Source organism: Massilia sp. Mn16-1_5, assembly GCF_004798585.1.
GTDB lineage: Bacteria > Pseudomonadota > Gammaproteobacteria > Burkholderiales > Burkholderiaceae_D > Telluria.
In genome coordinates, this window is record NZ_PPXQ01000040.1 from 1 (window position 1) to 7,752 (window position 7,752).

At 68.0% G+C, this 7,752-nt stretch carries 5 protein-coding genes and 1 pseudogene; 4 read left to right on the top strand and 2 right to left on the bottom strand.

All coding sequences use genetic code 11. The features are described 5' to 3' along the window. From C2862_RS24835 to C2862_RS24845, 3 genes are all read left to right on the top strand, one after another. Nucleotides 1-1,481 (top strand): ATP-binding protein (locus C2862_RS24835; RefSeq protein WP_136223710.1); only part of this gene is annotated, 1,481 nt, incomplete at its 5' end. 70 nt (nucleotides 1,482-1,551) lie between these two features. After that, entirely contained in the window at nucleotides 1,552-2,757 is a 1,206-nt protein-coding gene (locus tag C2862_RS24840) for a hypothetical protein (RefSeq protein ID WP_136223712.1), read from the top strand. Between the two features lie 485 nt (nucleotides 2,758-3,242). After that, a complete protein-coding gene (locus C2862_RS24845) occupies nucleotides 3,243-4,430 on the top strand; it encodes a glycosyltransferase family 1 protein (protein WP_136223714.1) in 1,188 nt (395 codons plus the stop codon). A gap of 111 nt (nucleotides 4,431-4,541) precedes the next feature. On the opposite strand, the gene C2862_RS24850 is transcribed toward C2862_RS24845, so the two are convergent. Continuing rightward, the gene (locus C2862_RS24850; RefSeq protein WP_136223716.1) at nucleotides 4,542-5,624 is read right to left on the bottom strand and encodes a mechanosensitive ion channel family protein; all 1,083 of its coding nucleotides are present in this window, start codon (nucleotides 5,622-5,624) and stop codon (nucleotides 4,542-4,544) included. A 201-nt stretch (nucleotides 5,625-5,825) separates the two neighbouring features. Between C2862_RS24850 and C2862_RS24855 the strand changes: the two genes are divergently transcribed. Beyond that, nucleotides 5,826-7,682 carry a PAS domain S-box protein gene (locus C2862_RS24855; protein WP_168710169.1) on the top strand — a complete coding sequence of 619 codons (1,857 nt, stop codon included), beginning with the start codon at nucleotides 5,826-5,828 and terminating at the stop codon, nucleotides 7,680-7,682. Here the strand turns inward: C2862_RS24855 and C2862_RS25875 are convergent. Beyond that, nucleotides 7,679-7,726, bottom strand: a pseudogene (locus C2862_RS25875) (hypothetical protein); the annotation flags it as partial. The gene C2862_RS24855 and the pseudogene C2862_RS25875 overlap by 4 nt on opposite strands. Nucleotides 7,727-7,752 lie beyond the last annotated feature (26 nt).

The following is a 7,752-nucleotide window of genomic DNA, read 5'->3' on the forward strand; positions in this document are numbered from 1 at the left end:
TCGCGGCCCTGCTCGGGGCAGGCGCGGTCGCCGCGTGGTTCGGGCGCGTTTATGCGCGCGCGATCCGTACCGCCGTCGACGCCGCCAGCGCACTGGGACGCGGCGAGCTGCCGCCGCAGCGCCGCTCGCGCATCCTCGAGATCGACCGCCTGCTGGGCGCGCTGCGCCAGGCCGGCAACGAGCTGTCCCGGGCCCAGGCCACGCGCGACACGGCCGGCAACGAACGCCAGAACCAACTCGAGCGTGCCCAGCAGGCGCGCCAGACCGCCGAGGAAGAAAACCGCGCCAAGGACCAGTTCCTCGCCATGCTCGGGCACGAGCTGCGCAACCCGCTGGCGCCGATCGGCACCGCGGCCCAGCTGCTCAAGCTGCCCGACCTCGACGGCCACCGCGCGCGCTATGCCGGCGACGTCATCGGGCGCCAGGTCGAGCACATGAACCGGCTGCTGTCGGACATGCTCGACGTCTCGCGCGTCACGCGCGGCCTGGTCAGCCTGAACCTGGAGGAGGTCGACCTGCGCAACGTGGTCGAACGCGCCGTCGAGCAGACCCGGCCGCTGATGGAGGAGCGCCAGCACCGGCTCGAACTGCGCCTGCCGCAGGGACCGGTAACGGTGCGCGGCGACCAGACCCGCCTGACCCAGGTGGTGGCCAACCTGCTGACCAATTCGGCCAAGTACACCCAGCCGCACGGCGCGATCCAGCTCTCGCTGAGCAGTGCCGGTAACGAAGCGAGCCTGAGCGTGGCCGACGACGGCGAAGGCATCACGGCCGAGCTCTTGCCGCGCGTGTTCGACCTGTTTTCCCAGGGCGAGCGCAAGCCCGACCGGGCCCAGGGCGGCCTCGGCCTCGGCCTGGCGCTGGTGCGCAGCCTGGTGCAGTTGCACGGCGGCAGCGTCGAAGCCAGCAGCCCGGGGCGCAATGGCGGCAGCATCTTCACCGTGCGCCTGCCGCTCAAGCACGAGCTGGCAGCGTTGACCACGCCGCTGGCGAATCCACGGCGGGCGCGCGAGAGCGTGCGCGAGAATGCACGGGAGAGCGCCCGCGAAACGCCACGCGAAGCCTACGGCGGCGCGCACGGCGCGGGGCCGGCGCCCCTGCGCGTGATGCTGGTGGACGACAACATCGACGCCGCCGTCAGCCTCTCGCTGCTGCTCGAAGCGGCCGGGGACCACCTGGTGTCGACCTATTACGACGCCGCCAGCGCGCTCGAGTGGGCCTCCTTCGAGCGGCCCGACGTCTTCATCCTCGACATCGGCCTGCCCGACATGAACGGCTACGAGCTGGCGCGGCGCCTGCGCGCGATGCCGCAGTTCGCCGGCACGCTCCTGATCGCGCTGACCGGCTACGGCCAGCTGGCCGACAAGGTGAGGGCGCGCGAAGCCGGCTTCGACCTGCACATCGCCAAGCCGGCCGAGCCCGAGGAAATCCTGGCGGCGCTGGCGACCGTGAACGTGGCCGAACCGGAGCGCGCGGAGTAAGGGCTTTCCGAATGCCCGAAAGGCGCGCCATGCGCTACCATGGCGCATTTCTATCACTCACGCTTAACCCATGCCGAAAAACAAGAAGCCCGTGCCGCGCAAGAGCGCCGCGCCTGCCGAACCCGACACCGATGCGCTGGCCCAGGCCCTGGCCGACCTCGCGCTCGCCGTCGCGGAGGGCGAAGAGAGCGACCCGGAACGGGCCGCGGCGCAAGAGGAAGAACTGCTGGCCGCGATCCGCAAGACCCTGCGCAAGAAGCGCGACGAGGTACTGTACGGCGCCATCGAACTGGCGCGCTTCACCGACCCGGAAGCCTGCCGCCTGCTGCGCAGCCATATCGGCGAGCAGTCGGCCACCCTCCGTATCCGGCGCGAAGGCGAAGAGGAGACCGAGATCGACGCCTTCCTGATCCCGCTGTTCGTGCGCAGCACCGGCGGCCTGGTGGCGCAGGAGAGCTTCCAGGACGATGCCGCCTACGAGGAGCTGGCCGCCAGCTTCATCGCCTCCGAGCTCGACAGCCCGGGTGCGAAGGTGGCGCTGGTGCGCCACGCCTACGACCTGGCCGAGGTCGACCACATCGGCTATTCGCCGCTGCAGGAGCTGCTGCGCGAGGCGGCCGCCGGCCTCGGCAGCAAGAAGCCGCTGGCGGCGCCGCTGCTTGAGGCCAGTATCCGCGGATGGACCGGGGAGCGCTTCGCGCCGGATGAAACAGCCATGGAACTGCGCTTCCTGTTCGGCTTTTCGCTCAAGCGCGCGAACGACCCGTTCTACGCGGTGCCGAAGGACGAGATCGATGCCGACGTCTATTTTGCCGACCGCATGCGCCGCTACCGCGCCTGGACCGAGCGCGTGGCGCCCCTGGTGCGGCGTTGCCTGGCGGCGGATCCCGACAGCATCGGCGTCGATTTCCTGTACCAGGACCTGTTCCACGGCGCCAAGGAGCAGGGCGTGGCCGAGCTGGCCATGCTGGGCACCCTGGCCGAGATCAACGGCCTGCTGGCCGCCAAGGAGCTGGCGGCCGACCGCGTGCGCGCCGTGGTGGCGCCGGTCGATGCCGGCGAACATATCGAACTGCGCGTCAACCTGTACGCCATCGACGGCGGTCCGCCCTGGGGCGGAACCGGCAAGGCGATCGACCTGGCCGCCGACCTGGGCGCCGAAGTCGACGAACTGTGCGATGCGCTCGGCTCGATCGGCATCGACGACGTCTCGACCGCCGATGGCTTCGACGCCGAAGGCCATCCCGAGGGTGCCCAGCCGTATCCTTCCGCCTGATTCTGCCGCAGTGCAGCACGGGGCAGGTGCATGCGCCGTGCGATGGCGTTTTCCCGCCTGCCGTCGCGCGCTGCGCACGCCTCGTGCGCTGTCTTTACGGCAGAGTATGCCTACACCCTCGCGCGGCCTCGCGTAGCGCCGCCACCACCCCGAACACCGCCCGAGCAGCCCCTTGGAAGGGCCGCGCACGCTTGCGCACGGCTGCCGTATGGATGAGTTTTCGTAGTGGATTCGCTTGTACGGGAGTAGGACTATGCCTACAAAAATGCCTCCAGGACACCGGACTCTCCTATGAGGAAAAGCTCTGCGTTTCCGCGACGCCCTTTCTGAGAGCTAATGTTGCGATGCATAAATGAAAATAATAGTAAATTTGCATGTTACGATTCACCGGTCCGGCTTCATCGACGAGCGTGAATTTCCGCTCTCCCATGAGAGTCACGGACCCAAGATCAACTAAAGCGCCACCAAGGCGAAAGGAAATCAACATGCCGACCCTGATCGTGTTTTGCCACCTGCGCTGGGACTTCGTCTTCCAACGCCCACAACATCTGATGACGCGCCTGGCGGAACACTACCAGATCCTGTTTGTCGAGGAGCCCGTCCACAGTGAGGGTCCCGCCCATCTGCAAAAGACGACCGTCGCGCCGAACATCACGGTGTGCCGTCCGCATACCCCGATCCAGAACACCCACGGTTTCCACGACGACCAGCTGCCGACCATGCAACGACTGCTGGCCGACCTGGTGCCGGAAGGCGAGCGTCCGGTGGTGTGGTTCTACACCCCGATGGCGCTGCCGCTGCTGCAAGGCTTCAATCCTTCCCTGGTCGTCTACGACTGCATGGACGAACTGGCCGCCTTCAAGAACCCGCCGAAGCAGCTGCTGCAGCGCGAATCGGCCCTGCTGAACATCGCCGACCTGGTCTTCACCGGCGGCCCGAGCCTGTACGAAGCCAAGAAGGACCGCCACGCCAACGCCCACTGCTTCTCGAGCAGCGTCGACGCCAAGCACTTCCGCAAGGCGCTGGACGCCGCCATCTCGCATCCGGACCAGGCCGCCATCGCCGGCCCGCGCCTCGGCTTCTACGGCGTGATCGACGAGCGTTTCGACACCGAGCTGGTGCGCCAGATGGCCGCCGCGCATCCGGAATGGCAGATCGTGCTGGTCGGCCCCGTGGTCAAGATCGACCCGGCCGAACTGCCGCGCGCCGACAACGTCCACTACATGGGCCAGCGCAACTATGACGAACTGCCGAAGTTCCTGGCCGGCTGGGACATCTGCCTGCTGCCGTTCGCGATGAACGAATCGACCAAGTTCATCAGCCCGACCAAGGTGCTGGAGTACATGGCTGCCGAAAAGCTCAGCGTCAGCACCCCGATCACCGACGTCAAGGTGCCTTACGGCGACGTCGTCGCGATCGCCTCGACGCCTGAAGAATTCATCGCCGCCTGCGAGCGCATGCTGGCCGCCAGCGAGCAGGAAAAGGCGCAACTGGTCGAACGCATGCGCGACGTCGTCGCCAACACCTCCTGGGACAAGACCGCCGGCCGCATGCACGAGCTGATCAGCACCACCGCCCCGGGCGAGGCCCGTTCGGCTGCCGCCGCCGTGCTCGAAGCCGGCACCGCGGCCCGCGTCAGCCCGCTGCCGGTCGCGCAGAAATCGGCTGCCTGATTTTCAGGTCGCCACGACAACCCGCCCGGCCGCAAGGCCCGGCGGGTTTTTTTATTTGTTCGGGTTTGGTGGGCACGGGGCGCCCACCCTACGGGCCGTGCCCACCGCCTTTCAATGGCGGAACGCCGACCCCGCCGCGCCCACGGCCTGCGGCGAGGGAAACTCCTGCCCCTCGGCCATGCGCACGATCGACAGCGGGTGCGCGAAGCGGATCCCTTCGCGCTCGAAGCGGCGGTAGATCTCGAGCAGGATGGCCTGCTGGGTGTCCATGTGGGCGATGTAGTCGGGGCTCTGGAAGTGGTAGACGACCTCGAAGTTCAGCGACCACTCGCCATAGTTGAAGAAGTGCGCGCGCTCGAAGGCGGCCATCGCCTCGGCGTCGACCACCTCACGGATCAGGACCGGAATGCGCGCCAGCTGGCGGTCGCTCGCGCCGTAGGCCACACGCAGGACGAAGGCCACGCGCCGCGTCTCCATGCGCTTGTGATTGTGGATCCGGCTTTTCAGCAGGTCGCTGTTGGCGAAGATGACCTGCTCGCCGCCCAGGCCGCGCAGGCGCGTGGTCTTCAGGCCGATATGTTCGACCGAGCCGAGGACGTCGCCGACGATGATGAAGTCGCCGATCTCGAAGGGCTTGTCGAGCATGATGGACAAGGAGGCAAAAAGGTCGCCGAGGATGTTCTGCACCGCCAGCGCGACCGCGATGCCGCCGATGCCCAGGCTCGCGACCAGGGTCGTGATGTTGAAGCCGAAGTTATCCAGCACCATCAGGAAGGCGATCACCCATAGCGCCAGGCGCAGCAGGAAACAGAGAATGGTGCGCGAGGCCTTGCGCGGGACGTCGTTCACATAAGCGTGGTCACGCCAGGCGCGCAGGAGGGTGTCGCCCCAGATCGCCAGCTGCAGGATCAGGGCAGCGATCGCGATCCGCGAGACCACCAGGCGCTGCTTGTCGGTGAGCTCGAGCGCCAGGCTGGCCAGGTAGCTCGACACTGTCACCATGATCAGGAGATAGGTCTTGCGCAGCATCTTGGCGACCAGGTCGTCGGCCAGGGTGTCGGTGCGCTGGGACAGGACCTGCATCTTGTGCAGGGCGAGGCGGCGCAGCCAGTGCATCGCCAGGGTGGCCCCGAGCAGGACCGCGACTGCAATCGCCCAGCTCTCCAGGTCATTGTTCAGAAACGAGAAATCCATTGCGGCTCCAGGTCTGCTGCACGAACTGGTGGTCCGGCGCAGCAAACCCTTAGTGTGAGGGCGGCTGGGCAGATGGCGCGCACAATTGACATTCGGAAGCGCCAGGCATACATTGCATTCCTTGCAATTACTCACACAATCTCACGCCTGTTGATGCGCCGGATTGTCAACCCAATCGCCCACCTGTCCACCAAGCTATCGATGAGTGCTGCCGTCCAACCCCGCATCCTTCTCGTGGACGACCAGCCTGCCAACCTCGCGGTGCTGGAAGCGCTGCTGGCTGGCGTGAACGCCGAGCGCGTGTCCGTCGATTCGGGCGAGGCGGCCCTGCGCGCACTGCTGGAAAACGAATTTGCCGTCGTATTGATGGACGTGCAGATGCCGACCATGGACGGCTTCCAGACCGCCGAGCTGATGCGGCGCCATCCGCGTGCGCAATCGGTACCGATCCTGTTCGTCACGGCCGGCGACCCCGACGACTTCCCTTGGGAGCGCGCCTTCTCCCTCGCTCCGGTCGACGTCCTGCAAAAGCCCGTCAATGCGCACCTGCTGCGATCGCGCGTCGAGCTAGCCCTGACCCTGCACCGCCAGGCGGCCGAACTGGAAAGCCTGCGTGCGCCGCCGCAGCCCGCGCCGGAGCCCGGGCCGGGCAGCCACGCCAGCCGCCTGCGCCTGATCCTCGACAACCTGCACGACTACGCCTTCATCGGCACCGACACCGAGCGCCGCATCACCGAGTGGGAAGCGGGCGCTGAAGCGGTGACCGGCTGGAGCGCGGAGCAGGCGATCGGACAGAGCGCCGACATGCTCTTCGTCCCCGAAGACCGCGCTGCCGGGCAGCCGGATCAGGAAGCGGCGCGCGCCCGCGCCACCGGCCGCTCGGAAGACAAGCGCTGGCACCTGCGACGCGACGGCCGCCGCTTCTTCGCCGACGGCATGATGATCGCCCTGCGCGAAAAGGGAGTGCTGCGCGGCTACGCCAAGATCATGCGCGACGCCACCGCCGAACACGAGGCCGGCATTCAGCTGGCCGCCAGCGAACGCGCGCTGGGGGAAAGCACCGAGCGCTTCGAGAGCCTGCTGGAATCCTCGGGCGAGGGCATCGTCGGACTCGATGCCGAGGGCCGCTGTACCTTCCTGAATGCAGCCGGCGCCGCCTGCCTGGGCTACGCGCCCGCGGAGCTGGCCGGTGTTAAAGTTGGTGCCTTGCTGCCCGCGAAGGGCGCCACGCCCCTGGAAGAGGGTGCGCTGCTCGACGCCGTGCGCAGCGGCGCGGTGCTGCGCCTGGACGATGCCTGCCTGGTGCGCAAGGACGGCGGCGTGCTGCCGGTGGCCTGTTCGGTCCATCCGCTGACGACCGGCAGCGGACCGGGTGGGGCCGTCCTGACCTTCACCGACATCAGCGCGCGCCAGCAAGCCGGGCGCGAACGCGAGCGCCTGGTGGCCCAGCTGCGCGCGGCCGGCGAGCGCATGCGCGACATCTTCTACCGGGCGCCGGCCTTCATGGTCGTGATGCGCGGGCCCGAGCTGGTGGTCGAGATGGCCAACGAGCGCTTCGCCGAACTGGTGGGGCGGCGCCCGCTGCTCGGCAAGCCGCTGCAGGCGGCCCTGCCGGAACTGGCGGGGCAGGGCCTGTTCGAACTGCTCGACCAGGTCTACCGCAGCGGCGAGGCGCACGAGGGCAGCAACGTGCGCCTGCAGCTGCAGACCGCGAGCGGCGCCCTCGACGCTTACTATGTCGACTTCATCTACATGGCCCTGCGCGAGCCGGACGGCAGCGTCTCGGGGGTCCTGATCCACGGCATCGACGTCACCGAGCGCACCCGCGCCAACCTGCTGGAAGCCGGCCAGCGCGGCGCGCTGGAGCTGGCGGTCTCGGATGCGCCGCTGGACGACGTGCTCGACCTGCTGGCGCGCACCGCCGAGGAATACGCGGCCGGCGCGGCCCTGGCCGCGATCCAGCTGACCGGGCCTGGCGGCAGCCTGCGTCACGCGGCCGCACCGAGCAGCTGCGAGCGGTCCAGGCCTGTGATCCGTTCGGCGGCCGCGTTGGCATAGCCGATGCGCCAGCTGGCGTCGACTGCGATGAAGCCGTCGAGCATGCTTTCCAAAATCGCGCGCGAGCGTT

Coding starts and splice junctions, on each gene's coding strand:
- C2862_RS24840 (WP_136223712.1), top strand. CDS start 1,552: ATGCCGAAAAACAAGAAGCCCGTGCCGCGCAAGAGCGCCGCGCCTGCC.
- C2862_RS24845 (WP_136223714.1), top strand. CDS start 3,243: ATGCCGACCCTGATCGTGTTTTGCCACCTGCGCTGGGACTTCGTCTTC.
- C2862_RS24850 (WP_136223716.1), bottom strand. CDS start 5,624: ATGGATTTCTCGTTTCTGAACAATGACCTGGAGAGCTGGGCGATTGCA.
- C2862_RS24855 (WP_168710169.1), top strand. CDS start 5,826: ATGAGTGCTGCCGTCCAACCCCGCATCCTTCTCGTGGACGACCAGCCT.